The sequence below is a fragment of the Dietzia sp. ANT_WB102 genome (genome assembly GCF_008369165.1).
Taxonomy (GTDB): Bacteria; Actinomycetota; Actinomycetes; order Mycobacteriales; family Mycobacteriaceae; genus Dietzia.
The window spans coordinates 16,039-41,351 of sequence record NZ_VOBA01000002.1; the positions used below are offsets into that span (position 1 = coordinate 16,039).

General features: G+C 68.7%; 24 protein-coding genes and 1 tRNA gene. 15 read left to right on the forward strand and 10 right to left on the reverse strand.

Going from position 1 to position 25,313, the window contains the following annotated elements:
• Together FQ137_RS11750 and FQ137_RS11755 are read right to left on the reverse strand one after the other, a co-directional pair.
• Entirely contained in the window at nt 1-1,386 is a 1,386-nt protein-coding gene (locus tag FQ137_RS11750; protein ID WP_255584192.1) for an MFS transporter, read from the reverse strand.
• Nucleotides 1,379-2,275, reverse strand: a complete 897-nt coding sequence (locus FQ137_RS11755) for a glutaminyl-peptide cyclotransferase (RefSeq protein WP_149292829.1) — start codon at nt 2,273-2,275, stop codon at nt 1,379-1,381. Before FQ137_RS11755 ends, FQ137_RS11750 begins: the two co-directional genes overlap by 8 nt.
• Nucleotides 2,276-2,332: 57 nt before the next feature.
• Here FQ137_RS11755 and FQ137_RS11760 point away from each other — a divergent pair, with 57 nt between their 5' ends.
• Complete coding sequence (locus tag FQ137_RS11760; protein WP_149292830.1) at nt 2,333-3,259, forward strand: DUF3027 domain-containing protein; 927 nt, start codon at nt 2,333-2,335, stop codon at nt 3,257-3,259.
• A gap of 5 nt (nt 3,260-3,264) precedes the next feature.
• Here the strand turns inward: FQ137_RS11760 and FQ137_RS11765 are convergent, their stop codons facing one another.
• A complete protein-coding gene (locus FQ137_RS11765) occupies nt 3,265-3,534 on the reverse strand; it encodes a DUF2530 domain-containing protein (protein ID WP_149292831.1) in 270 nt (89 codons plus the stop codon).
• 76 nt (nt 3,535-3,610) lie between these two features.
• Here FQ137_RS11765 and FQ137_RS11770 point away from each other — a divergent pair, with 76 nt between their 5' ends.
• A complete protein-coding gene (locus FQ137_RS11770; RefSeq protein ID WP_149292832.1) occupies nt 3,611-5,080 on the forward strand; it encodes an NCS2 family permease in 1,470 nt (489 codons plus the stop codon).
• 27 nt (nt 5,081-5,107) lie between these two features.
• Nucleotides 5,108-5,944, forward strand: coding sequence for an RNA methyltransferase (locus FQ137_RS11775; protein ID WP_149292833.1), 837 nt, complete (start codon nt 5,108-5,110; stop codon nt 5,942-5,944).
• Between the two features lie 20 nt (nt 5,945-5,964).
• On the opposite strand, the gene FQ137_RS11780 is transcribed toward FQ137_RS11775, so the two are convergent.
• The 3 genes from FQ137_RS11780 to serC all read right to left on the reverse strand — a co-directional run bounded on the left by FQ137_RS11780 (nt 5,965) and on the right by serC (nt 9,147).
• Entirely contained in the window at nt 5,965-6,882 is a 918-nt protein-coding gene (locus tag FQ137_RS11780; protein ID WP_149292834.1) for a hypothetical protein, read from the reverse strand.
• An 8-nt stretch (nt 6,883-6,890) separates the two neighbouring features.
• Complete coding sequence (sepH, locus tag FQ137_RS11785) at nt 6,891-7,862, reverse strand: septation protein SepH (RefSeq protein WP_149292835.1); 972 nt, start codon at nt 7,860-7,862, stop codon at nt 6,891-6,893.
• A 160-nt stretch (nt 7,863-8,022) separates the two neighbouring features.
• Nucleotides 8,023-9,147 carry a phosphoserine transaminase gene (gene serC / locus FQ137_RS11790; protein WP_149293272.1) on the reverse strand — a complete coding sequence of 375 codons (1,125 nt, stop codon included), beginning with the start codon at nt 9,145-9,147 and terminating at the stop codon, nt 8,023-8,025.
• Between the two features lie 85 nt (nt 9,148-9,232).
• Between serC and pdxH the strand changes: the two genes are divergently transcribed.
• The 3 genes from pdxH (at nt 9,233) to FQ137_RS11805 (ending at nt 11,710) form a co-directional block, all read left to right on the forward strand.
• Nucleotides 9,233-9,898 (forward strand): pyridoxamine 5'-phosphate oxidase, encoded by a 666-nt coding sequence (gene pdxH, locus FQ137_RS11795; RefSeq protein ID WP_149292836.1) that lies wholly within the window; start codon nt 9,233-9,235, stop codon nt 9,896-9,898.
• A gap of 134 nt (nt 9,899-10,032) precedes the next feature.
• The gene (locus FQ137_RS11800; RefSeq protein ID WP_149292837.1) at nt 10,033-11,322 is read left to right on the forward strand and encodes a citrate synthase; all 1,290 of its coding nucleotides are present in this window, start codon (nt 10,033-10,035) and stop codon (nt 11,320-11,322) included.
• 31 nt (nt 11,323-11,353) lie between these two features.
• The gene (locus FQ137_RS11805; RefSeq protein WP_149292838.1) at nt 11,354-11,710 is read left to right on the forward strand and encodes an FKBP-type peptidyl-prolyl cis-trans isomerase; all 357 of its coding nucleotides are present in this window, start codon (nt 11,354-11,356) and stop codon (nt 11,708-11,710) included.
• Between the two features lie 184 nt (nt 11,711-11,894).
• Here FQ137_RS11805 and FQ137_RS11810 read toward each other — a convergent pair whose 3' ends face one another.
• Together FQ137_RS11810 and FQ137_RS11815 are read right to left on the reverse strand one after the other, a co-directional pair.
• On the reverse strand, nt 11,895-13,811 hold the full coding sequence (locus FQ137_RS11810) for a propionyl-CoA synthetase (RefSeq protein WP_149292839.1): 1,917 nt from the start codon (nt 13,809-13,811) through the stop codon (nt 11,895-11,897).
• Between the two features lie 60 nt (nt 13,812-13,871).
• Nucleotides 13,872-15,398, reverse strand: coding sequence for a carboxyl transferase domain-containing protein (locus FQ137_RS11815; protein WP_149292840.1), 1,527 nt, complete (start codon nt 15,396-15,398; stop codon nt 13,872-13,874).
• Nucleotides 15,399-15,493: 95 nt separating this feature from the next.
• Between FQ137_RS11815 and FQ137_RS11820 the strand changes: the two genes are divergently transcribed.
• The 5 genes from FQ137_RS11820 to FQ137_RS11840 all read left to right on the forward strand — a co-directional run bounded on the left by FQ137_RS11820 (nt 15,494) and on the right by FQ137_RS11840 (nt 19,617).
• On the forward strand, nt 15,494-16,240 hold the full coding sequence (locus tag FQ137_RS11820; protein ID WP_149292841.1) for an enoyl-CoA hydratase: 747 nt from the start codon (nt 15,494-15,496) through the stop codon (nt 16,238-16,240).
• 55 nt (nt 16,241-16,295) lie between these two features.
• On the forward strand, nt 16,296-16,739 hold the full coding sequence (locus FQ137_RS11825; protein WP_149292842.1) for a hypothetical protein: 444 nt from the start codon (nt 16,296-16,298) through the stop codon (nt 16,737-16,739).
• Between the two features lie 269 nt (nt 16,740-17,008).
• Nucleotides 17,009-17,299, forward strand: a complete 291-nt coding sequence (locus FQ137_RS11830) for a DUF485 domain-containing protein (RefSeq protein ID WP_188065058.1) — start codon at nt 17,009-17,011, stop codon at nt 17,297-17,299.
• Nucleotides 17,299-18,918: a cation acetate symporter gene (locus tag FQ137_RS11835; RefSeq protein WP_149292844.1), complete on the forward strand. Its 1,620-nt coding sequence runs from the start codon at nt 17,299-17,301 to the stop codon at nt 18,916-18,918. Before FQ137_RS11830 ends, FQ137_RS11835 begins: the two co-directional genes overlap by 1 nt.
• 138 nt (nt 18,919-19,056) lie before the next feature.
• Nucleotides 19,057-19,617, forward strand: a complete 561-nt coding sequence (locus FQ137_RS11840) for a hypothetical protein (protein WP_149292845.1) — start codon at nt 19,057-19,059, stop codon at nt 19,615-19,617.
• A 37-nt stretch (nt 19,618-19,654) separates the two neighbouring features.
• Here FQ137_RS11840 and FQ137_RS11845 read toward each other — a convergent pair.
• A tRNA-Arg gene (locus FQ137_RS11845) sits at nt 19,655-19,730 on the reverse strand.
• A gap of 209 nt (nt 19,731-19,939) precedes the next feature.
• Between FQ137_RS11845 and rplM the strand changes: the two genes are divergently transcribed.
• From rplM to glmM, 3 genes are all read left to right on the forward strand, one after another.
• A complete protein-coding gene (rplM, locus tag FQ137_RS11850; protein WP_149292846.1) occupies nt 19,940-20,383 on the forward strand; it encodes a 50S ribosomal protein L13 in 444 nt (147 codons plus the stop codon).
• Nucleotides 20,380-20,922 (forward strand): 30S ribosomal protein S9, encoded by a 543-nt coding sequence (gene rpsI / locus FQ137_RS11855; protein ID WP_149292847.1) that lies wholly within the window; start codon nt 20,380-20,382, stop codon nt 20,920-20,922. Before rplM ends, rpsI begins: the two co-directional genes overlap by 4 nt.
• Before the next feature lie 159 nt (nt 20,923-21,081).
• Nucleotides 21,082-22,440, forward strand: a complete 1,359-nt coding sequence (gene glmM, locus FQ137_RS11860; protein ID WP_149292848.1) for a phosphoglucosamine mutase — start codon at nt 21,082-21,084, stop codon at nt 22,438-22,440.
• 51 nt (nt 22,441-22,491) lie between these two features.
• Here the strand turns inward: glmM and FQ137_RS11865 are convergent, their stop codons facing one another.
• Entirely contained in the window at nt 22,492-23,364 is an 873-nt protein-coding gene (locus tag FQ137_RS11865; RefSeq protein ID WP_255584195.1) for a dienelactone hydrolase family protein, read from the reverse strand.
• Between the two features lie 73 nt (nt 23,365-23,437).
• Between FQ137_RS11865 and glmS the strand changes: the two genes are divergently transcribed.
• Nucleotides 23,438-25,294, forward strand: a complete 1,857-nt coding sequence (gene glmS / locus FQ137_RS11870; protein WP_149292850.1) for a glutamine--fructose-6-phosphate transaminase (isomerizing) — start codon at nt 23,438-23,440, stop codon at nt 25,292-25,294.
• Nucleotides 25,295-25,313: the final 19 nt, after the last annotated feature.

Below are 25,313 nucleotides of genomic sequence, written 5' to 3' on the forward strand. Positions count from 1 at the left end.
CTACATTCTGCCGAGCGGGTGTTCGCCGTCGGCACCCGGGTCGCGCGGCGCTCCCGGAAAGCGTGGCCGGTTGCCGCCGAGGCCGGGGACGAGCGTGGACCCGCGACCGGTGAGTTGCGACTGAGTGAACATCAGAGCCCCGATCACGGCGATCACCGAGAACCCCACGGTGAAATCGGGCGGCAACAGGACGCCGAGCGCGCCCCCGAAGACCCACGCCACCTGCAGCGCTGTCTCCGACCGGCCGAACGCCGACGAGCGTGCGGCATCCGGGATGTCGGTTTGGATCGACGCGTCGAGGGCCACCTTGCCCAGTGCGCTGCTCATCGCCGCGACAAGGGCGAGGACGGCCGCGACCCAAATGGTGCCGAGGAACGCGGCGACGACGGCGGTGGCCAGAGCTGTGCCCGCAGCCGTGCTGGTGATCCGTCCGGGACGCCCAAGTGTGAGTCGCGCGCCGAGGGCATTGCCGGCGAAGGTACCCAGGCCGCCCGCCGCGCCCGCGATCGCCAGGAGGCCCGCCTGCTCGATCGCGGAGGCGTCCTCCTGGGCCTTGGCTACGAACGCCAGGAACAGGGTGAGGAAGCCGGTCATGAAGCGCACGAGCGACACCGCCCACAGGTTCGCCAGCACGTTCCTGCCCAGTGGACGCGTGAGCACTGCTCTGAGGCCGCTGGTCAGTGACCGTCCCCGCTCCATTCGCAGGGTCGCGGACTCCTCGTCCGCCGATGCCTCGGCGTGCGCCGGAATGGTCATGGCGACGTAAGCCGCGACAAGTGCGACAGCAGCGAGGAGCCAGAGGGCGGCGTTCGAATTCCACACCCACGCCACCGCGCCGGCCGTAGCCCCCGCGATCAGGCTCCCGCAGACGTGCCCCAGCACGGTCAGGCGGGAATTGGTGCGGACCAGATCGAGAGCAGGAGGCAGGACGTGCGGGGTGATGGACGCTTTGACGACGCCGAACGTCTTGGACAACACGAGCATGCCCAGCGCCAGTGGATACAGGAGCCACGAGTCGAAGTTGAGCGCGAGAACGACCGCGAGAACCGCGCGCAGGGTGAACGTCAGCGAGACGGTGAGCCTGCGGCCGCTACGTAAACGGTCCAGGGCGGGGCCGATGACCGGAGCGATCAGCGCGAACGGCGCCACCGTCACCAGGAGGTACAACGCCACGTTCGCCCTGGACTCCGCGGTCGCTGCCGAGAAGAACAGGGTGTTGGCCAGGGCTACCGCGAGGATCGCGTCACAGGCGAAGTTGGCGACGGTGACGTAGCTGAGCGGGGCGAGCCCCGAGCGGTCCGCGCCATCGGCGTGGAAAATCCGGCGAACGCCCCGCCCGGCGGACGAGACGACTCGGCGGGCGGGTCCCGAGGGGCGCTCACCCAACGAGGCGCACCTCGTACATGGCCGGCCACAGCTTGCCGGTGAGAAGGACATTCTCGGATCCCGGGAGTGCCGCGATGCCGTTGAGTACTGCATCCGGGTCCCCGGGGCGCGGTTGCTGGAGCTGTGCGGCGTCATAGATGGCCGTGACCTGACCCGTGGCGGGGTCTATCCGGACGATCTCGTCAGTCATCCACACGTTGGCCAGGACCGATCCGTTCGCGCACTCCAGTTCGTTGAGTCGCTCGACCGGTGTGCCCCCGGCGGTTACGGACACCGTGCCGGTCGGCTCGAACGTCACGGGGTCGCGGAAGGTCAGGGTGTCGGAGCCGTCGCTCATCACAAGGCTCGCGCCGTCGAAGCACAGGCCCCAGCCCTCGCCCTCGTACGACGCCACCGAGCGCACCTCGAGGGTCCGCGGGTCACGGTTGTGGGCGACGCCGTTCTGCCAGGTCAGTGTCCACAGCGTCTCGGGCGTGACGGCCAGCCCCTCGCCGAACTCGTCGTCCGCCATGTCGACGGTCACCGTGGGATCGTCGCCCTCGAGCGGGCGACGCTGGACCACGGAACTGCCGACCCGGCCGGTCGACTCGTAAATCTCGTCACCCACCACCTGTAGGCCCTGGGTGAACAGTGCCGGGTCGTGTGCCAGGGTGCGCTGAACCTCGACCGAGCCACGCACGGGTTGCGGGTCCGATGGCCCGACCGGCACGCGGGGGCCGGCCGAACTGCCGGCGATCGAACCGGTGGGGGTGCTCGAGGAGGCCAGTGAGGTCCCGGCGGTGGTGGTTGCAGACGTCGCGCTGCCGTCGTCTGAGGAACACGCCGTGAGGCCAGCGAGGAGGCTGAGGGACACGACGAGGGGACCGACCGGGCCGAGGGCGCTGCGCATGTCACCAGGATGCCGCACGCCGGGGCGGACCGTGACCTTCCGGCGGAGTTGAGCATAATGGGAGGGGTGAACACCGAGGTAGGCACGGATCAGGGGTCGGATTTCGACGACGCGCTGCGTGAGCAGCTGGCCTCCGGCGTCGACGTGGCCCGGGCGGCAGTCGAGGAGTTCGCCTCCGCTGGGGTCGGTGGGCACCTCGGCAGCGTCGTCGAGGCGGCGTTCACCACCACGCACCGGTTTACCTCCGAGCTGCCCGGCTACCGCGGCTGGTATTGGGCCTGCGTCCTCGCGCTCGTGCCGGGCGGTGACCTGACCGTCGACGAGATCGCGCTCTTGCCGGGCGCCGACGCACTGGTCGCGCCCGAGTGGGTGCCGTGGGAGCGACGCATCCGGCCCGGCGACCTCGGTGCCGGCGACCTGCTTCCGCCCCCCGAGGATGACGATCGGCTCGTCCCCGGCTACACACTGACCGGTGACGCCGAACTGGACGACGCTGCGGGGCCGATCGGCCTGGGCCGCCCGAGGCACCTGAGTTGGGAGGGCCGAGCGGCCGCCGCCGATCGCTGGTCGGCCGAGCGTGGACCCGACGCCGAGATCGCCCGCGCCGCCAAGGGCCACTGTGGGAGTTGTGGCTTCCTGGTGCCCGTCGCAGGGGCACTGGGTGGGATGTTCGGCGTCTGCGCCAACGAGTTCTCCGCCGACGGGCAGGTCGTCCACCTCGAGTACGGCTGCGGCGCGCACAGTGAGGTCGAGGTCCCCCCGGACACCGCCCCCGCCGTCGCCGAGGCATATGACGACGCGGCCGTCGACGTAATGGTCCTACCCCAGCAACTCGCCGCCTCCGCCCGCGCCCGGTCCGCAACCGTCGACAGCCGGACGCACAGTGAACGCACTCCCGGGGAAAGTGATCTCGGAGAGGTCGCGTCCGAGGAGCCCACGACCATCGAGACCTCGTCCGACCGGGAGCGCACGCGCGAGGCGTGAACCAGTCACTCCAGGTCGTAGTCCAACCCCTGCTGGGCACCCGCGCTACCGCGTAGTACGGCCCGGCGCTGGAGTGCGTAGACGATCGTGCCGACCGCTCCGACGCCGACTCCGACCGCGCTCAGGATGATCGAGCGCATGTCGACGTCGTCCATGAGCATGTAGGTCAACAGCGCCAAGGTCCACGCCAGTGTCCCGATGATCACGACGGGCCGGGGGTCCAACAGGTAGACGGGTATCCGTGGTATCCGCGGGTCCGTCGACTCGTCCGTCATGCCCGCGACGCTACCTCAGGCCGCGGGACGGATACTCTATGACGGTTCCTCACCCACAGCTCAGGAAGGTCACCAGATGTCGCAGAGCACCGGGACCCCGTCGCAGCCCCCCGCCAAGATCGGGGCGCTCGATCGCTACTTCAAGATCAGCGAGCGCGGCTCGACGGTGTCCCGTGAGGTTCGCGGCGGGCTCGTCAGCTTCTTCGCGATGGCCTACATCATCATCCTCAACCCGCTGATCCTCGGCTCTGGCACCGATGTCGACGGCAACCAGCTGTCGATCGTCGAGATCGCCGCGGTCACGGCCTTCACGGCGGGCGTGATGACCATCGCGTTCGGCGCGATCGCGCGATACCCGTTCGCGTTCGCCACCGGGCTGGGGATCAACTCACTCGTCGCCGTCACCATCGCGCAGCAGGTGACCTGGGCCGAAGCCATGGGCCTCGTCGTGATCGAGGGCATCATCATCGTGATCCTCGCCGTCACCGGGTTCCGGACCGCCGTGTTCAACGCGGTGCCGCGTGAGATGAAAGCCGCGATCGCCGTGGGTATCGGGCTTTTCATCGCGATGGTCGGACTCGTCGACTCCGGCTTCGTTCGTCGGATCCCGGACGCCGCCGGGACGACGGTGCCCGTCGGCCTGGGCATCGGCGGGTCGATCGCGTCGTGGCCGACCTTCGTCTTTGTCTTCGGTCTGCTGTTGTGTGGCGTACTGGTGGCACGCAAGGTCAGGGGCGGACTGTTCATCGGAATCGTCGTGACCGCGGTGTTCGCCGTGATCGTCGAGGCGATCGCCAACGCCGGACCGTCGTTCGTCGACGGCGAGCCCAACCCGTCCGGATGGAGCCTGGCCGTCCCCGGAATTCCCGAGTCGCTCGGCGGCATCCCGAACCTCGCGCTCATCGGACAGGCCGACCTCCTCGGCGCCTTCACCCGAATCGGGCCCCTGGCCGCGGGCCTGTTCGTCTTCACGCTGCTGCTCGCCAACTTCTTCGATGCGATGGGCACCTTCACCGGGCTCGGCAAGGAAGCTGAGCTGATGGACTCCGAGGGCAACCTGCCCAACATGAAGAGCGCCCTCGTGGTTGAGGGATTCGGTGCCGTGGTCGGCGGTCTGACGTCGTCGTCGTCGAACACCGTGTTCCTCGAGTCGGCGTCCGGTATCGCCGAGGGCGCGCGCACCGGCCTGGCCAACATCGTCACCGGCGGACTGTTCCTGCTCGCCATGTTCTTCACGCCGCTGTACGAGGTCGTGCCCGTCGAGGCTGCGGCGCCCGCGCTGGTGATCGTCGGTGCGCTGATGATCTCGCAGATCGCGCAGATCGACCTCACTGACTTCTCCGTGGCGCTCCCGGCGTTCCTCACGATCGTGGCGATGCCGTTCACGTACTCGATCGCCAACGGCATCGGCATCGGCTTTATCGCGTGGGTCGTGATGGCCACCGCCACCGGTAAGGCCCGCACCGTGCACCCGATCCTGTGGATCGTCGCGGCGGCGTTCGTCGTGTACTTCGGCATCGGGCCCATCACCGACGCGCTGGCCTGACCTGTCAGCGAGAGGGGAACTCGAGCAATGCGTGTCGTCGACGTCTCCGATCCCACTGACCCCAGGCTGAACGACCTGCGCGACCTCAACAACTCCGATCGCCGGCCGGACCTGCCCGGCGGTCGGGGACTGGTGATCGCCGAGGGCACATATGTCGTCGGTCGAATGCTCCTCTCCCGCTTTCGACCCCGTGTCATCCTCGGGACCGACGCGCGGCTCCAGCAACTGCGACGGGAATCCGCTGACGAGGGGTGGGATGCTGACGAACGTGCGGGCGACGCGGTGTACCTGCGCACGACCAAGGACGTGCTCAGCGAGGTGATCGGATTCCGGTCAAGCCGTGACATCCTGGCCGCCGCTGACCGGCCCGCACCACTGGCGGTCGAACACGTGGTGGACGGTGCACGGACGCTCGCCGTCCTCGAAGGCGTGAACGACCCGGAGAACCTCGGGGCAATTTTCCGCAACTGCGCCGCGCTCGGGGTTGACGGCGTGCTGTTCGGGGCCGCCGCCGGAGACCCGCTCTACCGGCGGGTCGTGCGGGTGTCGATGGGGCACGTGCTCCGCCTGCCGTTCGCGCACCTACCGGGCACACCCACCACTTGGCAGCGTGCTTTGGAGGACCTTCGACGGCGCGGCTTCCGGACCGTCGCCCTGACGCCGTCCGCTGACACCCCGCTGTCCCGTGCTGTCGACGCCGACAGGGTCGCGTTCGTGTTGGGCGCGGAGGGGCCGGGACTCACCGAGCACGCCATGCGGGCCTGCGATGTGCGGGCCGCGATCCCCATGGCCGACGGCACGGACTCGCTCAACGTGGCCACCGCCGCGGCGGTCGCGTTCTACGAGCGATCCCGACGGGACTGACTGTTCCCACGCCGGTTCGGCTAGCGGGATCCACCGCCGCGCCGACGGCGGGACAGTGAGTCCGCACCGCGGCGCACCGCGTCACCGACGAGACCGGCGATCCCGCGGAACCGGCCGCCACTCCCACCCGCGCGCCGCGCGCCGCGTCTGGAGGGGAGCCGCTCGTAGTCGTCATCCGCGTACGGGGAGGACGCGTTCGCGAAACGCCCGGAGGCGTCCGTGTCGGGTCCCGAGCCCGCGGCACGTCGAGCGGCCGCGTGGAGTTCGGCGCGACCCGGCATCCCCACAACATGCAGCGCCGGTCCGGCAAGCGGGGTGTGTTGGCGGATCTCGCGGCGGCCGTCCGTGGCGAACCCGTGGACCGGGACGTCGAGGCCACCCGGTTCGAGGTCGAATCCGAGCCAGTCACGGTGGGCGGCGTGGAGGAGCGACGACGGCGAGAACGGCAGTGCCAGGGGGTTGTCGGTCGCCTCGTCGAGCGGGAACTCGCCGGCCCAATAGGGCCGCTCGAACGGCAGGGGCATGCCCTCGTCCTCGACGATGCGGTCGTCGGCCCCGGCGAAGGCCCGTACGAGCCGGCCGGATTCCCAGCGAGCGAACCCGCTCACTGCGTCTTCGGGGTCCTGGGCGAACAGCAGGACGGTGGGTGCCTCGACCAGACGCAGCCACGTGTCCGACGTGGCCGACGGCGTGACGGGGCCTTCCACGGTGGTCTGGACGACGGTGAGCCCCGGGAACGACCCCACGTAGATCTCGCCCGGCCCGACCGAGGCCGAACGGTTGAGTGGGAACGCGCCCAGCGACGCCACCGTGACGGTGGGGAACAACCGGGACAGAAGTCGGCGCGCGAAGCCGGGATCGGACGGATGACCGGCCCGGATCGGTGCGGCGGGATCAGTTGTCGCCAGATACCAGAAGGTTGCGACGTGGTGGCCCATGGCAGGTCTCAGTCGTCCTTACCGCGGACACCGAGGAGGACGTCCTCCCACGAGGGCATGGTGGGATGACGGCGCGAGGGGCGTCGCTCGGGTTCGGTGGGCGTGGGCTGGAGAAAGTCATCGTCGTCGTTCCCTGCACCTTCCCTGGTGGGGACCGTGCCCCCGGACGCTGACGCGGGGCCGGCCTCCACTGGTCCCGCCCCGGCGGGGGAAACCGGCGCGGAGGGGGAGCCCGGCACGGAGTGGGTGACCGGCATAGCGGGCGTGACCGGCCCGGCGGGGGTGGCCGACGATGCGGGGGTGTCCGGCGTCGCGGGCGGGGACGGAACCGCGCGGATCGTCGGCGGTCCGGGCGGGAGCGGGGGAGGCGTGGCCACCGAGCGCAGGGCGCTAGCGCGCGACGGGTCGAGGATGCGTTCGGCCTCCTCGTCGAGCGCGCGTGCGGAACCGCCGTGCGAGTCGGGCACGAAGGACCAGGTCGCGCTGGCGTCGTCTGACAATCCCGCCGGCCAGGAGGTGCGGACCACCCACCCACCCGACCTGTCACGCCATGCGTCCCAACTGATTAGGTCCGGATCCACTCCGCGGTGGTCGAGGGCGGCACCCACGCGGTCGGCGAGCGTGTCCAGGGCCGGGCCGTCCGGCAGCACCGGGTGCGAGGACTTGGCCAGGTCCGCAGCGTTTGAGCGTTCCAACAACACGGGTACGGCGAAGCCCTGGATTCGTGACAGGGACACCCCGGCGTCGGCGGCCACCTCCTCGGGCGAGGCGCCGTGCCGGATCCGGTCCTGGATCTCACGGGGGCGCAGGGTGCCGGTCACCGGAGCCCTGCCGGACGCTCCGCCGGGGACGAACTCACCACGGGCGGCCGCACGCAGGCGGTCGTCGAGTGGCAAGGAAAATTTCTCGCCGGAGTCCGGGACCTCGCACTCGACGACCGACGATTCGGTGTCCACACCGACGATCCTCAGCTTCCGCATGCCGCCTCCTCGACTCCTCGCGGCCCCGTCGGCGACCCGAGCGGTCCGCTGCCCGGGGCCTGGGCGCGTCACCACATGGTAGGGCAGCGCAGCCCACCCGGCGCGCGGACGGGCCGGGTGGGCTGCGGAAAAACTGCCGAGAGTGCTGCGGCGGGCGCGATCAGGCGAGCTGGCCGACCACGTGGTCGATGCAACGGGTGAGCTGCGTAACGTCCTCCGGCTCGATGGCGGGGAACATGCCGATGCGCAGCTGGTTACGGCCGAGCTTGCGGTACGGCTCGGTGTCGAGGATTCCGTTGACGCGCAGAGTCTTGGCGACCTTGGCGGCGTCGATCTTCTCGTCCAGGTCGATCGTGCCCACGACCTGCGAGCGGTGGGCCGGCTCGGTGACGAACGGGGTGGCGTAGTCGCTGGCCTCCGCCCAGTCGTACAGGCGAGAGGATGTGTCCTTGGTCCGCGCGACGCACCAGTCCAGGCCGCCCTGGGCGTTCATCCACTCGATCTGGTCCGCGAACATCAACAGCGTGGCGACGGCCGGGGTGTTGTATGTCTGGTTCTTCTTCGAGTTGTCCACCGCGGTGGGCAGGGACAGGAAGTCCGGGCACCAGCGATCGGTCGCGGCGATCTCGTCGACGCGCTCGAGCGCGGCCGGGCTCATGATCGACACCCAGAGGCCGCCGTCGGAGGCAAACGACTTCTGCGGGGCGAAGTAGTAGACGTCGGTGTCGGCGATGTCGACGGGCAACCCGCCGGCGCCGGAGGTGGCATCGATCGCGACAAGCGCATTGTCCGAGCCGGCCGGACGTGACACGGGGAGCATGACGCCTGTCGAGGTCTCGTTGTGGGCCCAGCCGATGAGGTCAACGGACGGGTCCGAGGTGGGCTCGGGGGCTGAACCGGGCTCGGCGGAGATGACGATCGGGTCGGCCAGGAACGGCGCCGCGCCGGTGACCTTGGCGAACTTGGAGGAGAACTCGCCGTACGTCAGGTGCAGGGACTTCTCTCGCACCAGGCCGAAGGCGGCGGCGTCCCAGAACGCGGTGGTGCCGCCGTTGCCCAGCACGACCTCGTAGCCGTCGGGCAGCGAGAAGAGTGAGGCGAGGCCGTCGCGGACGCGGCCCACGATGTCCTTAACAGGCGCCTGGCGATGGCTGGTACCCATCACGGTGGTCGCGGCGGCGGACACGGCCGCGATCTGCTCGGGGCGGACCTTGGACGGGCCACAGCCGAACCGGCCGTCGGCGGGCTTGAGGTCGGCGGGGATGGTGGGCAGCTGATCGCTCATGCTCTTGGGGTGCCGTTCCTTGTGGTGGTGTGGGACGGGTCCATCGTAGTCCGGCTCCTCCGGGGCCCGGAGTACCGTCTGGGTCATGGAGGAACCTGCCCTGGAACCGGCCGACTTCGACCCCATGAGGGTCGGGTACGGCCTGCACGCGCGGTTGGATGTGGCCGACGTCGACGACGGGTGGCTTCCGCTGTTCACCAGGTGGTTGGAGGAGGCGGGCCGTCGAGGTGTCCGCGAGCCCAACGCGATGGTGCTCGGCACCGTCGGCTCCGATGGCCGACCCTCCACCAGGACGGTGCTGTGCAAGGGCGCCGACGAGCAGGGCGTGACGTTTTTTACGACGACGACGTCCCGCAAGGGCACGCAGCTGGCCCAGACGGGGTACGCGTCTGTCACCTTCCCGTGGTTGGTCACCGAGCGTCAGGTCCACATCGAGGGCGCCTGCCATCCCATCGACCGGGCGGACAGTCTCGCGTACTGGCGCACGCGGCCCCGGGGGTCGCAGGTGTCGGCCTGGGCCTCGGAGCAGTCCCGGCCGGCGGCGTCCGTCGAGGAGTTGGAGTCGTTGTATGCGACCGCCGAGCGGCGACTGGCCGACGTCGACGACGTGCCCATGCCCGACCGCTGGGGTGGATTCCGGCTCGTTCCGGAGCGGGTGGAGTTCTGGCAGGGGGGCCCTGACCGCTTCCATGACCGCGTCGAGTGCCGGTTGGCGGAGGGCCGGTGGACTGCCCGCAGACTTCAGCCCTGACCCGTCGCGTGGGCCGGCGGGGGGAGGGCGGCAGAACGCTCTGCAAACCGCGGTCAGCCGCCACGGTAGGGTGTGGCACAGCACATTCGTGGCGGGACTTGGCCGCCGGGACCAGTCGTCGGAGAGGGAATCGCGTGACCGCAGGCTCGAACGGTTCGGACCGCAATGCAACACTGTCCTACCCCGGCGGTGAGCTCGAACTCGATGTGGTGGAAGCGACCTGCGGGAGCGACGCGGTGCAGCTGGGTTCGCTCCTGGCCGACACAGGGATGACCACCCTGGACGTCGGATTCGTCAACACCTCCGCGTGCACCTCCTCGATCACGTACATCGACGGCGCCGAGGGCATCCTCCGCCACCGCGGGTACCCCATCGACCAGCTCGCGGGCAACGCGTCGTTCCTCGAGGTCTCCTACCTCCTCATCTACGGTGAGGACCCCACTGAGGCCCAGCTCGCCGAGTTCACCGAAAAGGTCCTCGGTGAGACGTCGCTGCCCGGTCAGATGATGCCGCTGCTGCAGGCCTTCCCCCGCGACACCCACCCGATGCCCGTCCTATCCGCCGGCGTGAGCCTCTTCGGTACGCACGGCGACGACCTTGACATCGACGACCCCAAGGCCGTCGACCTGGCGACTGCGCGGCTGTTGGGCCGCGGCCCGACGCTGGCGGCCGCCATCGAGCGCATCCGCAACGGTCACGAGGCCATCGACCCGGACCCGTCGCTCGGGTACGTCCGCAACTTCCTGCGCATGACCTTCGGCCCGGACTACGAGATCACGGACGAGGTCGCGGACGCGCTCGACATGCTCCTGGTCCTGCACTCCGACCACGAGCAGAACTGCTCCACCTCGACCGTCCGCATGGTCGGGTCCTCCGAGGCTCCGCTCTACTCCTCGATCACCGGTGGCATCAACGCCCTCTACGGCCCGCTGCACGGTGGCGCCAACCAGGCCGTGCTCGAGATGCTCGAGCGGATCAACTCGGAGGGCGGGGACGCCACCGACTACATGGACCGGGTCAAGAACAAGGTCGACGGCGTCAAGCTCATGGGCTTCGGACACCGCGTCTACAAGAGCTATGACCCGCGCGCCCAGATTGCTAAGAAGCACGCACACTCGCTGCTCTCGCAGAGCAACGATCCCCTCCTGGAGATCGCGCTCAAGCTCGAGGAGACGGCGCTGGCCGACGACTACTTCGTGGAGCGCAAGCTCTACCCGAATGTCGACTTCTACACCGGTCTCATCTACCGTGCAATGGGCTTCCCGACGGACATGTTCACCGTGCTGTTCGCGCTCGGACGTATGCCGGGGTGGATCGCGCACTGGCGCGAGATGCGGGAGGATCCGTCCACCAAGATCAACCGCCCGCGCCAGGTCTACACCGGCCCGGCCGAGCGAAGCTTCACCCCGATCAGCCAGCGCTGAACCCGGGAACCTGACTCCAGGAGGAGACACCATGGACAAGCCCGAGATCGACCTGCCGAAGGGCCCCGCGCCCACTGACCTCGTTGCCGAGGACCTCACGGTGGGAGAGGGCGCCGAGGCGGTCGCCGGCGGCAACGTCACCGTCCACTACGTGGGCGTCGACTACGAGACCGGAGAGCAGTTCGACTCCTCCTGGGACCGCGGCGAGTCCATCACCTTCCCGCTCAACGGACTCATCCAGGGCTGGCAGGAAGGCATCCCGGGTATGAAGGTCGGCGGTCGCCGCCAGCTCGTGATCCCGCCGGACAAGGCTTACGGTACCTCCGCGGCACTGCACCCCCTCGGTGGCAAGACCCTGGTCTTCGTCATCGATCTGCTCGAGGCCTGAGCAGCCGGCTGCACTGCAGCCAGCGGCGCCCCGCCCACCCGTCTCCGGGAGGGCGGGGCGCCGTCGTCTGTGGCGTCCTCCCTCTGGGGTGCGCTACAGAAATGCCCGAAATAGGGGTGGTTGCGCAAGGAGGTTGGACCACACAGGCAGCGTAATTCTGGTGGCGATCCCCTCCTCGGACGTCCTACTTCTGCGGTCGGAGGAAGGGCGCCAACGCGTCGAGCACCGCTGGGTCCTCGATCGTCGAGGGCACCACCACGTCCTGCTGTCCGTCGGCGATCTGGCGCATGGTCTTGCGCAGGATCTTGCCCGAGCGGGTTTTGGGCAGACCCTGGACCACCGTGCAGTCCCGGAATGTGGCCACCGCCCCGATCTCCTCCCGCACCATCGCCACCAGCTCGGCGCGCAGCTCCTCGGGATCCCGGACCTGGCCGGACTTGAGGACCACGTACCCGACGGGTCGCTGCCCCTTCAGTTCGTCCTTGACCCCGATCACGGCGGCCTCCGCCACGGCCGGATGGGTCGCGATGACTGCCTCCATCGATCCGGTCGACAACCGGTGGCCGGCCACATTGATCACGTCGTCGGTCCTGCCCATCACGTAGACGTAGCCGTCCTCGTCGACGTACCCGCCGTCACCGGTCGAGTAGTAGCCGTCGAAGACCGTCATGTACGAGGAGACGAATCGCTCGTCGTCCTCCCACAGTCCGGCCAGCGTCCCCGGCGCCATGGGCAACTTGATGGCGAGATTCCCTTCTTCGCCGGCGGGCACAGGGTTGCCCTCGCCATCGAGCACGTGCAGGTCATACCCAGGCACCGGAACGGTGGGCGAGCCGGGCTTGATCGGCATCGGCTCCAGGCCTCGCAGGTTGGACGCGATCGGCCACCCGGTCTCGGTCTGCCACCAGTTGTCCACCACCGGCTTGCCGAGCTTATCGGTGGCCCACTGGTAGGTGTCCGGATCCAGTCGCTCTCCCGCGCAGAATAGTGTCCGCATGGACGACAGGTCGTACTTGCCGATCTCGACGCCCTCCGGATCTTCCTTGCGCACCGCCCGGACAGCGGTCGGGGCGGTGAACAGCGCGGTCGCACGGTGTTCAGACGCAACCCGCCAGAACGCCCCGGCATCAGGTGTGCCCACGGGTTTGCCCTCGTAGAGGATGGACGTCGCCCCGATCAACAGTGGCGCGTAGACGATGTACGAGTGGCCGACCACCCAGCCCACGTCAGAAGCGGTCCACCACACCTCACCCGGTCGGACGCCATAGATGTTCCACATCGACCACGCGAGCGCCACCGCGTGCCCGCCGTTGTCCCGGACGACGCCCTTGGGCAACCCCGTCGTGCCGGAGGTGTAGAGGATGTAGAGGGGGTCGGTGGCCTTCACCGGCACCGGCGCCGCCCGCTCGGACGCGGCGACGGCATCATCCCAGTAGTTCCAGGTGGTGCGCGGTGACTCCGGGAAGACCTCGTCGGGGAATTGATCGTGACGCGGTGCCACGATCACCGACCCGGGGGTGTGGCTGGCGAGTTCGAGGGCCTTGGCCACCATGGGGAAGTACGGAACCTTGCGGGTCGGCTCGATGCCGCCGTGCGAGGTGACGATGACCTTGGGGCGCGCATCATCGATACGGATGGCCAACTCCGGGGCGGCGAAGCCGCCGAAGACGACCGAGTGCACCGCCCCCAGTCGGGCGCAGGCGAGCATTGCTACAGCGGCGCGCGGAACCATCGGCATATAGATGACGACCCTGTCGCCCTTGCCCACGCCCTCGGCCGCCAGCGCGCCCGCGAACTCCTCGACCTGCACCAGGAGTTGGGCGTAGGTGATGGTCTCCTTGGTCCCGGTCACCGCGGAGTCGTAGATGAACGCGGCCTGATCCCCCCTTCCCGCCTCGACGTGCCGGTCCACGCAGTTGTAGGAGGTGTTCAACTCCCCGTCCGGGAACCAGCGGTAGAACGGAGGACGAGAACCGTCGATCGCCCTGGTGGGGGGCGTGGTCCAGTCGATGTCCTCAGCGACACTGAGCCAGAACGCGTCGGGATCGCTGATCGAACGCCGGTGTGCGGCGGTGTAGGCCGAGGTGGTGGAGTCGGACATCGAGAGTTCCCCTCACTGACGGGAGTGCCCGCCGACTGGGCCGGAGGGCTGTGACAGGACTCACTCTAACGGCAGGCCCAGTTCTCGATACCTCATCATCCGCTCGGCGTACCTCCGCTCAGGGGGGCGCCTGCGCACGTCGACGAGGGCTGCAGCGACGGCGTCCGCCATTCGGTCACAGAACGCGTCCGGTTCGTCAGCGGCGTCGGGCTTCTCCGGAACAACCACGTCCACGATTCCGGCCGACAACAGGTCGGCGGAAGTGATCCCCTGTGAGCGTGCGACCTCCGGGGCCCGAGTGGTCTCGTGGTGGAGGATGGCACTGGCGCCCTCCGGTGGGAGTGGGGCGAGCCAGCCGTGCCTCGCGCACAAGACCCGGTCGGCCGGGAGTAGTGCGAGCGCAGCCCCGCCGGTGCCCTGGCCGAGGATCACCGAGACGGTCGGGGTGGGCAAGGTGACAAGGTCTGCCAGACTTCGGGCGATCTCACCCGCCAAGCCGCCCTCTTCCGCCTCCCGGGACAGCGCCGCCCCCCGAGTGTCGATGAGCAATACCAGGGGGACACCCATCTCGGCCGCGATCCGCATCCCGCGGCGGGCCGACCGCAACGCAGACGGCCCGAGTGGGTGCCTCTCGTTCTCCGCGTCGCGGTCCTGGGCCAGGACGACCGCGGACTGCCCACGGAAGCGAGCCAGCGAGAGTAGAAGGGACCCGCTGTCTTCACCCTGCCCAGTCCCGGACAGGGCAACCCTGTTCGGAGCCACCCGGTCGAGGAAGTCGAACGCGCCCGGCCGGTCGTGCCGGCGCGACCGGGTGATCGAGTCCCAGGCGTCCGGCGGAGCGCCGTCGTCGGACTCGGGCTCAGGCACAGGCCCGTGCGGCGGGACCGGTTCATCCGCCGAGGGTGGGTCCTGACACAGCACCTGTAGGGCCCGCGCTGTGAGGTCGCGCAACCCCTCGGGGGGGAGTACGCCGTCGATCATCCCGCGCCGCGCAAGGTTCTCGGAGACCTGGACGCCGTCGGGGAAGGGGGTGTCGTAGAGGGCCTCGTACACACGGGGCCCGAGGAATCCGATGAGTGCACCGGGCTCCGCGACGGACACGTGGCCCAGCGAGCCCCATGACGCGAACACCCCGCCGGTGGTCGGGTGCCGGAGATAAACGAGGTACGGGAGACCTGCCGTCTTGTGGCCGGCCACCGCGGCCGAGATCTTGACCATCTGGAGGAAGGCGATCGTGCCCTCCTGCATCCGGGTCCCACCGGAGGTGGGGGAGGCCAGGATGGGCAGCCCCTCGGCGGTCGCCCGCTCTACCGCGGAAACGATCCGTTCGGCGGCAGAGATCCCGATGGATCCGGCCAGAAAATCGAACTCGCAGGCGATGAGCACCACCCGTCTGCCCAGCAGCGTCCCCTCACCAGTGATGACGGATTCGTCCACCCCCGACTTCTCGCCTGCCCGCTGCAGGGCGGCCTGGTACCCGGGTACCGACTCCACCTGGGGCGGGCGCACCGGAGTACCGTCCCAGGATCGGAACGAACCGTCGTCCAGGACCATGTCGAGGATCTGTAGAGCTCCCGTTCTCGCCATGACCGCATCGTACGGTGGAGGCGACTACCAGCCGGTATCCTCAGCCCAGGGATACGCCGCCGCACCCCCGATCCCCAAGAGGAGGCCTCGTCGCCATGATCGTCACCCGCAGGGACGGCGCAGTCGCTGTCATCACCATCGACCGCCACGAGACCCGCAACGCTCTCGACGCCGAGGTGTGTACCGGCCTACGCGAGGCCGTCGAGGCTGCAGGCGCAGAGGCGGACGCTGAGAACCCCGTCCGCGTGATCGTCATCACGGGAGCGGGGACGGCGTTCTGTTCCGGCGCCGATCTGTCCGGCGGGGTGTACAACTCGGAGTTATATGACGTCCACGCTGGCATGCTCCGGGCCGTCGAAACCGTCCCGGTGCCGGTGATCGCGGCAGTCAACGGACCTGCGGTGGGCGCCGGGGTGCAGCTCGCGCTGGCCGCGGATCTCCGGGTGGTGGCACCGGGCGCGGTCTTCGCAGTCCCGGTTGTCAAGGTGGGACTGGCGCTCGACAACTGGACGATCAAGCGGCTCGCGAACGTCGTCGGCGGTGGCCACGCGCGCTCGGTGCTCATGACCGCCCGCCCCGTGGGTGCGGAGGAGGCGGCCCGGATGGGGCTGGCCAACGAGATCGGGGACTTGGACGCGGCCATGGACCTCGCCGCGGAACTCGCCCACTCCGCACCGCTGAGCCTGAGGCACATCAAGACCGTCATCAACGACGACGACGCGAGGCTGCTCCCGCGAGAGGAGCACACTCGACTCCAGCAGCGAGCGTGGAGTAGCGAGGACATGGCGGAGGCACGGGCCGCGCGCGCCGAGAAGCGGCCCCCCGTCTTCCGCGGTCGCTGAACCGCCACAACGCTGTCGAGATCCTGCCGCGGCGGGCCATCAGGTGCGCGAAGCGATGCTGTCGCCGCGGGAGGTTCCGTACGCGAACCTGGAGATCGCTGCTCCGGACACCGGCGCCATGTTCCTCGCATACCCCCTGGTGAACACCTCTGTGTCGATGGGTTTCGGGATCCCGGGCACGGACCGGAGTCGGATCGAGGCGCTCGTCGCCTCAGCACGCGCCGACCTCGGCACGTTCCCGGACGACGCGGCACTCGGGCTGTGGGCGTTCGGGGGTGCGGCCGGGCGGAACGTCAACCCCTATGCAGGACTTGCTGCTCTAGAGCGTCTCGATGCGGTCGGCGCCGACGGCACACACCGGGACGCCCTGCTCAGCAGCACTCAATCCGGGCACCCTCGCGGAGGTCTCCCGGGTGACCAGCGGCAGCAGCCACGTCGCCAGGACGCCCGACTAGATCGTCGGGGTGTTCGCGGAGGCGGTGGGGCGCCGGGTGCCTAAACCCACGTAACCCCGGACGAAGGTGGCGACACCCCACTGATGGGGGTGCAGCAACCTGGATGTTTCGGGGTGTCACAAGGGTTCGCGGGAAGTCTCCCTCCCGCAGCTGTGCTGCGTGTCACACTTTTGCCGTCACAGTATGTGAGGCGCATCACTACAGGGGTGTGCCGACGAGAACCCCGAAATGGAGGACCTCCGTGTCCCAACCAATCGAACCGCCGGCCGGGGGTGCATCGCGGCGAACCCCGGAAGCGGCGGAATTCACTGCGATGCAGTCCAGTCCGGCGTTCCAGGAACTGCGCAGCAAGTTCAGGGGGTTCGTCTTCCCCATGACGATCGCCTTCCTGGTTTGGTACTTCCTTTACGTCATCCTGGCGGTCTACGCCACTGACTTCATGGCCACCAAGGTGTTCGGCAATATCACCTGGGGCCTCATCATCGGGCTCGGGCAGTTCGTCACCACGTTCTTGATCACGTTTCTCTACATCCGGTTCGCCAACCGTGAGATCGATCCCCGCGCGCAAGCCATCCGTCTCGAGCTGGAAGGTGGGATCGCCTGATGGACTGGCTCATCAACATCAATGAACTTGTACCGGGCGAAAAGGTCGGCAGCACGCTGCTCAACATGATCGTGTTCGGCGTCTTCATCGTCATCACGATGACGCTGGTCCTCAGGGCCTCCAAGTCGACCAAGTCGACGAAGGACTTCTATACCGGCGGGTCCAGCTTCACCGGCCCGCAGAACGGTATCGCCATCGCGGGTGACTACCTGTCCGCGGCGTCATTCCTCGGGATCGCCGGCGCCATCGCGATCAACGGGTACGACGGCTTCCTCTACTCGATCGGCTTTCTCGTCGCGTGGCTCGTCGCGCTCATGCTCGTAGCCGAGCTCATGCGTAACACCGGCCGCTTCACCATGGCGGACGTGCTCAGTTTCCGGCTCAACCAGCGGCCCGTCCGTATGGCGGCCGCCCTGGCCACCCTCGCGGTGTGCCTGTTTTATCTCATCGCGCAGATGGCCGGCGCCGGTGGGCTCGTCGCCCTGTTGCTCAACATCGACGACTCCACGGGGCAGTCGATCGTCGTGGCCGTGGTGGGGCTCCTCATGATCGTCTATGTGCTCGTGGGCGGCATGAAGGGCACCACCTACGTGCAGATGGTCAAGGCGGTCCTGCTCGTCAGCGGCGTGTTGATCATGTGCATCATGGTCCTGGTCGCGGCGCGCGGCAACTTCTCCGCACTTCTCGGGGAAGCCGTGGCGAACTCGGGCAAGGACCTCCTGCAGCCGGGTCTGCAGTACGGTGCCACCGAGACCAGCAAGCTGGACTTCGTCTCCCTTTCGATCGCGCTGGTCTTCGGTACTGCGGGCCTACCGCATGTGCTCATGCGCTTCTACACGGTCCCCACTGCCAAGGAGGCCCGTCGATCTGTCACCTGGGCCATTGTGCTCATCGGTGGGTTCTACCTGTTCACGCTCGTCCTCGGCTTCGGTGCGGCGGCGATGGTGGGTCCCGAGGTCATCAAGGCAGCGCCCGGTGGCGTGAACTCGGCGGCACCACTGCTCGCGTTCGCTCTCGGTGGCGAGATCTTCCTCGGCATCATCTCGGCGGTGGCGTTCGCGACGATCCTCGCCGTGGTGGCGGGGCTCGCCATCACCGCGTCGGCATCGTTCGCGCACGATATCTACAACGGGGTGCTCAAGCGCGGCCAGGCCACGGAGAAGTCACAGCTCCGGGTCTCGCGGATCACGGTCGTCGTGATCGGACTGGTGTCGATCGTCATGGGTATCGGCGCCATGGGGCAGAACATCGCCTTCCTCGTGGCCTTGGCCTTCGCGATCGCCGCGTCTGCGAACCTACCGACGATCCTGTACTCGCTGTTCTGGAAACGCTTCAACACCACAGGGGCGTTGTTCTCGATGTACGGCGGGCTGATCAGCACCCTGGTGCTGATCGCCCTCTCTCCAGCGGTTTCCGGGAGTGAGAAGTCGATGATCTCCAGTGTCGATTTCTCCCTGTTCCCCCTCTCGAACCCGGGCATCGTGTCAATTCCGCTGGCGTTCCTGCTGGGCATCATCGGCACGTTCATCGGCAAGAAGGACGAGTTCCCGGAGAAGCGGATGGAGATGGAGGTTCGATCTCTCACCGGCGTCGGCGTGGAGAAAACCATCGCCCACTGACGCCCTCACATTGACGGGCCAGCTCCTGCGGCCCCCTCGTTCAGGCCCGCCGGCCGTCCTCGGACGGTCGGCGGGCCTCGTCGTCGGCCGCGAGGGACTACCCTCGGTGGGCACCACACCGATTCGGAGGCGGTAGAGATGTATCCCGGACAGGACGACCAGACCCGACGCTTGGGCCAGCAGCCCGACTCTCGTGCCTACTCGAGGATGGGTGGCGACCGGGCATTCGACCCCGCCTATGGCGACGGGTACGCGGCAGAGAGCGGATACGAGGCCGGATACGCGGCGCCACGGCGGGGCCCCGCTCTCGACGCCGGAAAGTTCGCTGGCAGCGTGGCCGCGACCGCCCTGGTCGCGGCAATCGCCGGATGGCTGATCGCCTGGGTGGTGGAGGCCGTGTTCTCCCGCTTCGGTCACCAGTGGGCCAACGGTGGGAACACGCCGACCATGTATGCCGTTTACGGGGCCGTTGCGGCGATTCTCGCCGGATTGCTCTGGTATCTGCTGCTGATAGGCACGGCCAATCCCCAGCAGTTTTTCTCGTGGACCGTCGGGTTGCTCATCGTCGCCGCTGTGGCGTTGCCGCTGCTCGTCACGGTGCCGTTCCTCGACGGTTTGGCGGCCGCGATCGTGCACCTGTTTATTGGTCTTCCGATCCTCGCATTGACCAGCGCGTTCTCGGCGACGCTCCGGCGCTGAGCGGTCTGCGGCGGCGGTGACCTGTGGTCGCCGCGGGTGGTGCCCCCGAGAGGAATCGAACCTCCGACACCGGCTTTAGGAGAGCCGTGCTCTATCCACTGAGCTACGAGGGCGGGAACCTGGGAGAGTCTAACCGATGGGTGGGCGGTGGTGATCGCCGACTTGGAGTGGGCGGTCGCCGGGCGGTAGTCTTTGTTGCTGGCGTCCACGTCGTCCCTTGGTGGGGCGGTGGGCCGCCTCGAGCGGGTCACCACCGGCCGCCGTTCGAGGGGGAGGGCGTCCGCCCGGCCGGCAGCCCACTAGACAGACAGAGGTATCGCCTGTGTCCACGTACACCCCCAAGCCCGGGGACGTGACGCGCGCCTGGTACGTCATCGACGCCACTGATGTGGTTCTCGGTCGACTCGCAGTCCAGGTCGCAAACATCCTCCGTGGCAAGCACAAGCCGCAGTTCGCCCCGAACGCCGACACCGGCGACTTCGTCATCATCATCAATGCCGACAAGGTCGCGATCTCGTCCAACAAGCGTGACCGCGTGGTGCAGCACCGCCACTCCGGTTTTCCGGGCGGCCTGAAGTCGCAGACCCTGGGCAAGGCCATGGACACCCGTCCCGACCGCGTCGTCGAGAAGGCCGTCAAGGGCATGCTGCCGAGCAACAAGCTCGGCCGTGCCGTCGCCTCCAAGCTCAAGGTGTACGCGGGTTCTGATCACCCGCACGCCGCCCAGCAGCCCGTGCCCTACGAGATCAAGCAGGTGGCCCAGTGACCGACGAGAACATCACCCCCGAGGCCGAGGTTGCCGACGACGTGGTGGCGGATCTCGCCGCCGAGGTCGCCGAGGACTACAGCGAGGCCGACTACGCCGGTGGTACCGACTTCGTCGCTGACGTCGACGCCCAGCTCGGGTCTGTCGTCACCGCCGGCCCGGCGCAGGCTGTCGGCCGCCGAAAGGAGGCCGTCGCCCGTGTGCGTCTGCTCCCCGGCTCCGGTCAGTTCACCCTGAACGGACGCACTCTCGAGGAGTACTTCCCGAACAAGGTGCACCAGCAGCTCGTCAAGTCGCCGCTGGTCCTGGTCGAGCGCGAGGAGCAGTTCGACATCGTCGCACTGCTCCACGGTGGTGGGCCCTCGGGCCAGGCCGGCGCGCTGCGCCTGGCCATCGCCCGTGCACTGATCCAGTACTCGCCGGACGACCGCCCGGAGCTCAAGAAGGCGGGCTTCCTCACGCGCGACGCTCGTGCCGTCGAGCGGAAGAAGGCCGGTCTCAAGAAGGCCCGTAAGGCCCCGCAGTACTCGAAGCGCTGATCCACCCGGATCGCGACACCGGAGCAGGCCCTGCGCATGCGCAGGGCCTGCTCCGGCCCATTTGTCCACCGAACTGTCGACCGGGGTTATCCTGACCCGGTCATTCACGCCCGCCGCTCGATGCGCGGCGGACCCCCACCTCCCGGAGGATCACACGCCATGACGCGACTGTTCGGCACCGACGGGGTCCGCGGACTCGCCAACCGGACTCTCACCGTCGACCTTGCCGTGCGCCTGGGGGCCGCCGCTGCGGCGGTCCTGGCGACCGAGACCGAACCGTCGCACGCACGCACCCGGTCCCGGCCACTCGCCGTCGTGGGACGCGACCCCCGGGTCTCGGGGGAGATGCTCGAGGCCGCCCTGTCCGCCGGCCTGGCCAGCCAGGGCGTCGACGTCCTACTCGTGGGCGAACTACCGACCCCGGCCGTCGCCCACCTCACGGCCCAGCACGAGGCCGAGCTGGGCGCCGTGATCTCCGCCTCGCACAACGCCATGCCCGACAATGGCATCAAGTTCTTCGCCGCCGGCGGCCACAAGCTGGCTGACGACGTGGAGGACCGCATCGAGTCCGCACTCACCGCAGGCGCCATCACCGGCCCGACCGGGTCTGCGATCGGCCGTATCTCGCGGGCGACGCCGGAGGACGCCATGGCCGGCTATGTCGAGCACCTGCTTGCCGCCACCCCGGGTCGGCTGGACGGGCTCGTCGTCGTCGTCGACTGTGCCAACGGGGCCGCCAGCGTGGCCGCACCGCGCGCCTACCGCGAGGCCGGCGCCACGGTGATCGAGATCCACGCCAGCCCCGACGGCTACAACATCAACGACAACTGCGGGTCCACCCACCTCGACGACGTCCGGGCCGCGGTGCTCAAGCACGGCGCCGACCTGGGCCTGGCCCACGACGGCGACGCGGACCGGTGCCTGGCCGTCGACGCCTCCGGTGAGGTGATCGATGGTGACCAGATCATGGCGATCCTGGCCCTGGCGATGCGCGACTCAGGGGAGCTCGCCGGCAACACGCTGGTGGCGACCATCATGAGCAACCTGGGACTCAAGGTGGCCATGCGGGAGGCCGGGATCGAGATCACCGAGACCAAGGTCGGTGACCGCTACGTGCTCGAACGGCTGCGCGAGGGCGGGTACAGCCTCGGCGGCGAGCAGTCCGGGCACCTGGTGCTACCGGCCCATGCCACCACCGGCGACGGCGTGCTCACCGGGCTGCGCATCATGGCCCGCATGGCTGAGACGGGCAGGTCTCTCGCGGAGTTGGCGGGGGTCATGACGGTATTGCCCCAGATCCTCATCAACGTGCCGGTCGAGGACAAGGCCGCCGTCGTGGCATCCGAGGTGGTCTGCGAGGCAGTGGAGGGGGAGGAACGACGGCTGGGCTCCACCGGCCGGGTGCTGCTGCGTCCCTCCGGCACCGAGCAACTCGTCCGCGTGATGGTCGAGGCCGAGGACGGGGACCTGGCCGGCGAGGTCGCAGAGCGTCTGGCGGGCGTGGTCGCCGCCGTCTGACCGGCACGGGCCCGTGCGCCGGAGCGCGACGGGCCCGCAGTTCCCGGGCGATCAGCCGCCGGTGATGGACTTGACGAGCTTGAGCAGGGGCGGGGTCGTGGTCAGCGGATCGTCGCCCGGCTCCTCCAACATTTCATCGGTCACGGCGATGGCGTCCTTGAACTTCGCCTCCGGATCGGCGAAGGGGGCGTACGTGTCGTCGCCGGCCAGTGTGGCCAGCAGATAGCCCGCCAACAGTGGCCGCACCGTCCGGTGCGTGCGGCGGTCCGGGTCCGCCAGACCGATCCGTTCGATCAGTGCGTTGCGTTCGACCAGGCCTGTCTCGATTGCCTTCTCCAGGCGCCGATGCACCAGCTCCCCGCGCCACGCGAGGTGCAACGCCCGGGTGTCCTCGGCGTGGACCCCGCCCGCGGCCGACAGCAATAGCCCGGCGGCGTCCACGGTGATCGCCCGATCGGCGGCCGAGGGGACGGTCTCGGTGGGGAAGATCATGGCCACCGCGTCGATGTCGGTGCGCTGCGAGGCCAGCAGGGCGGCCACTCCCGCGCCGAGACCGTGACCGGCCAGGGCGATCCGGTGCGGATCCGCCCGGACGGCTCCACTGCCCAGGGTTGCCTGGAGGGCATCCTCCACCGCCGCCGACAGATTGTCCGCGTAGTGCTGATGGTTCGGCCGCAGGCCTCGGTCCGTGGCCGGAGCGACCACCACGAAACCCCACGACGCGAGATGCTTGAGGGTGTCGACGTAGTGTTCGGGCCCTCTGGTCCAGTCGTGGGCCCAGCCCACGAGCGGAGCCGGTGACGGCGCGCCGCGGGGAACGAACACGACCCCCGGCGTCCCGGTGAATCCGAGGTCGCCTCTGTCGACGGCATAGGGACCCCGTCGGTCCACCCGGGCGTGCAGTTCCTTGGTCTTCTTGGCCACGATGGCCACAGTATCGCTTCGGGGGCGACGGAGTGGCCAGGGTCCTCGGACAGCGTGGCTAGACTTAGCGCCCATGTGCGGAATCGTCGGATATGTCGGGCATCGCCCCGCCCTCCCTGTAGTCGTCGAAGCCTTGCGGCGGATGGAATACCGTGGCTACGACTCGGCGGGCGTCGCCGTCCTCGACGGAGGAGGAGCCGCCCGGGTGGAGAAGAAGGAGGGCAAGCTCGCCAATCTCGAGGCCGCGCTCTCTGCTGTGGGCGAAGGCGGGTTCCCGGGCACTACCGGCATCGGCCACACCCGCTGGGCCACGCACGGTCGCCCGAGCGACCGTAATGCCCACCCGCACGTCTCGGGTGACGTCGCGATCGTGCACAACGGGATCATCGAGAACTTCGCCCCGCTGCGCGCCGAGCTCGAGGCCGCGGGTGTCGAGCTCGAGTCCGACACGGATTCCGAGGTCGCGGCTCACCTGCTGCGGTGCGAGATGGAGTCCGGTCGCAATGGTGGCGACTTCGTCGCTGCGTGCCGTACCGTTCTGCGCCGTCTTGAAGGCGCGTTCACCCTGGTGTTCAGCCATGCCGCCCACCCGGACGTCCTGGTGGCCGCGCGCCGATCGACGCCGCTCGTACTGGGTGTCGGCTCGGGCGAGATGTTCCTCGGCTCGGACGTGGCGGCGTTCATCGAGCACACCCGTGACGCGGTGGAGCTGGGTCAGGACACCGTCGTGGTCATGCGCGCGGACGCCTACGAGATCACCGACTTCGCCGGTGAGCCCGCCGAGGGCCGCCCGTTCCGCATCGATTGGGATCTCGAGGCTGCGGAGAAGGGCGGCTACGACTTCTTCATGCTCAAGGAGATCGCCGAGCAGCCGCAGGCCGTCGCCGACACCCTCTTGGGCCACTTCCAGGACGGCCGCATCGTTCTCGACGAGCAGCGCATCTCCGACCAGGAGCTGCGAGACGTCGACAAGGTCTTCATCGTGGCCTGCGGCAGTGCCTATCACTCGGGGATGGTCGCCAAGTACGCGATCGAGCACTGGACGCGTCTGCCATGTGAGGTCGAGATCGCCTCGGAGTTCCGCTACCGCGACCCGGTCCTGGACCGTTCCACGCTGGTGGTGGCCATCTCGCAGTCCGGCGAGACCGCGGACACCCTCGAGGCCGTGCGCCACGCCAAGTCCCAGAAGGCGCGCGTCCTGGCGGTGTGCAACACCAATGGTTCGCAGATCCCCCGTGAGGCCGACGCCGTGCTGTACACGCACGCCGGCCCCGAGATCGGTGTCGCCTCGACCAAGGCGTACCTGGCGCAGATCACCGCCAATTACCTGGTCGGACTCGCGCTCGCGCAGGCTCGGGGCACCAAGTACCCCGACGAGGTGGCCGCCGAGTTCCGCCAACTCGAGCGGATGCCCGAGGACATCCAGAAGGTCGTGGACGCGCTCGATCCCGTCCGCGAGATCGCCCGCGAGCTCGCCGACGCCAAGTCGGTACTGTTCCTCGGCCGGCACGTTGGCTACCCGACGGCCCTGGAGGGCGCACTCAAACTCAAGGAGCTCGCGTACATGCACGCCGAGGGTTTCCCGGCGGGCGAGCTCAAGCACGGGCCGATCGCTCTCATCGAGGAGGGGCTCCCGGTCTTCGTCGTGATGCCGCCGGTCGAGGGGCGCGGGGTGCTGCACTCGAAGCTGGTGAGCAACATCCAGGAGATCAAGGCCCGCGGGGCGCGGACCATCGTGATCGCCGAGGAGGGCGACGAGGTGGTCCGACCATTGTCGGACTACTTCATTCCGATCCCGCCCTCGACGACGCTGCTGCAGCCGCTGCTCGCCACCATTCCGTACCAGGCGTTCGCGGCCGAGGTCGCGGCGGCGCGGGGATACGACGTGGACAAGCCGCGCAACCTGGCCAAGTCCGTCACGGTGGAGTGACGCCCCAGCGGGCCGGACG

Bases quoted from the DNA above. Each gene is read 5' to 3' on its own strand.
- FQ137_RS11755 (WP_149292829.1), bottom strand. From the start codon at position 2,275: ATGCGCAGCGCCCTCGGCCCGGTCGGTCCCCTCGTCGTGTCCCTCAGC.
- FQ137_RS11760 (WP_149292830.1), top strand. From the start codon at position 2,333: ATGGGAGGGGTGAACACCGAGGTAGGCACGGATCAGGGGTCGGATTTC.
- FQ137_RS11765 (WP_149292831.1), bottom strand. From the start codon at position 3,534: ATGACGGACGAGTCGACGGACCCGCGGATACCACGGATACCCGTCTAC.
- FQ137_RS11770 (WP_149292832.1), top strand. From the start codon at position 3,611: ATGTCGCAGAGCACCGGGACCCCGTCGCAGCCCCCCGCCAAGATCGGG.
- FQ137_RS11775 (WP_149292833.1), top strand. From the start codon at position 5,108: ATGCGTGTCGTCGACGTCTCCGATCCCACTGACCCCAGGCTGAACGAC.
- FQ137_RS11780 (WP_149292834.1), bottom strand. From the start codon at position 6,882: ATGGGCCACCACGTCGCAACCTTCTGGTATCTGGCGACAACTGATCCC.
- sepH (WP_149292835.1), bottom strand. From the start codon at position 7,862: ATGCGGAAGCTGAGGATCGTCGGTGTGGACACCGAATCGTCGGTCGTC.
- serC (WP_149293272.1), bottom strand. From the start codon at position 9,147: ATGAGCGATCAGCTGCCCACCATCCCCGCCGACCTCAAGCCCGCCGAC.
- pdxH (WP_149292836.1), top strand. From the start codon at position 9,233: ATGGAGGAACCTGCCCTGGAACCGGCCGACTTCGACCCCATGAGGGTC.
- FQ137_RS11805 (WP_149292838.1), top strand. From the start codon at position 11,354: ATGGACAAGCCCGAGATCGACCTGCCGAAGGGCCCCGCGCCCACTGAC.
- FQ137_RS11810 (WP_149292839.1), bottom strand. From the start codon at position 13,811: ATGTCCGACTCCACCACCTCGGCCTACACCGCCGCACACCGGCGTTCG.
- FQ137_RS11815 (WP_149292840.1), bottom strand. From the start codon at position 15,398: ATGGCGAGAACGGGAGCTCTACAGATCCTCGACATGGTCCTGGACGAC.
- FQ137_RS11820 (WP_149292841.1), top strand. From the start codon at position 15,494: ATGATCGTCACCCGCAGGGACGGCGCAGTCGCTGTCATCACCATCGAC.
- FQ137_RS11825 (WP_149292842.1), top strand. From the start codon at position 16,296: ATGCTGTCGCCGCGGGAGGTTCCGTACGCGAACCTGGAGATCGCTGCT.
- FQ137_RS11830 (WP_188065058.1), top strand. From the start codon at position 17,009: ATGCAGTCCAGTCCGGCGTTCCAGGAACTGCGCAGCAAGTTCAGGGGG.
- FQ137_RS11835 (WP_149292844.1), top strand. From the start codon at position 17,299: ATGGACTGGCTCATCAACATCAATGAACTTGTACCGGGCGAAAAGGTC.
- FQ137_RS11840 (WP_149292845.1), top strand. From the start codon at position 19,057: ATGTATCCCGGACAGGACGACCAGACCCGACGCTTGGGCCAGCAGCCC.
- glmM (WP_149292848.1), top strand. From the start codon at position 21,082: ATGACGCGACTGTTCGGCACCGACGGGGTCCGCGGACTCGCCAACCGG.
- glmS (WP_149292850.1), top strand. From the start codon at position 23,438: ATGTGCGGAATCGTCGGATATGTCGGGCATCGCCCCGCCCTCCCTGTA.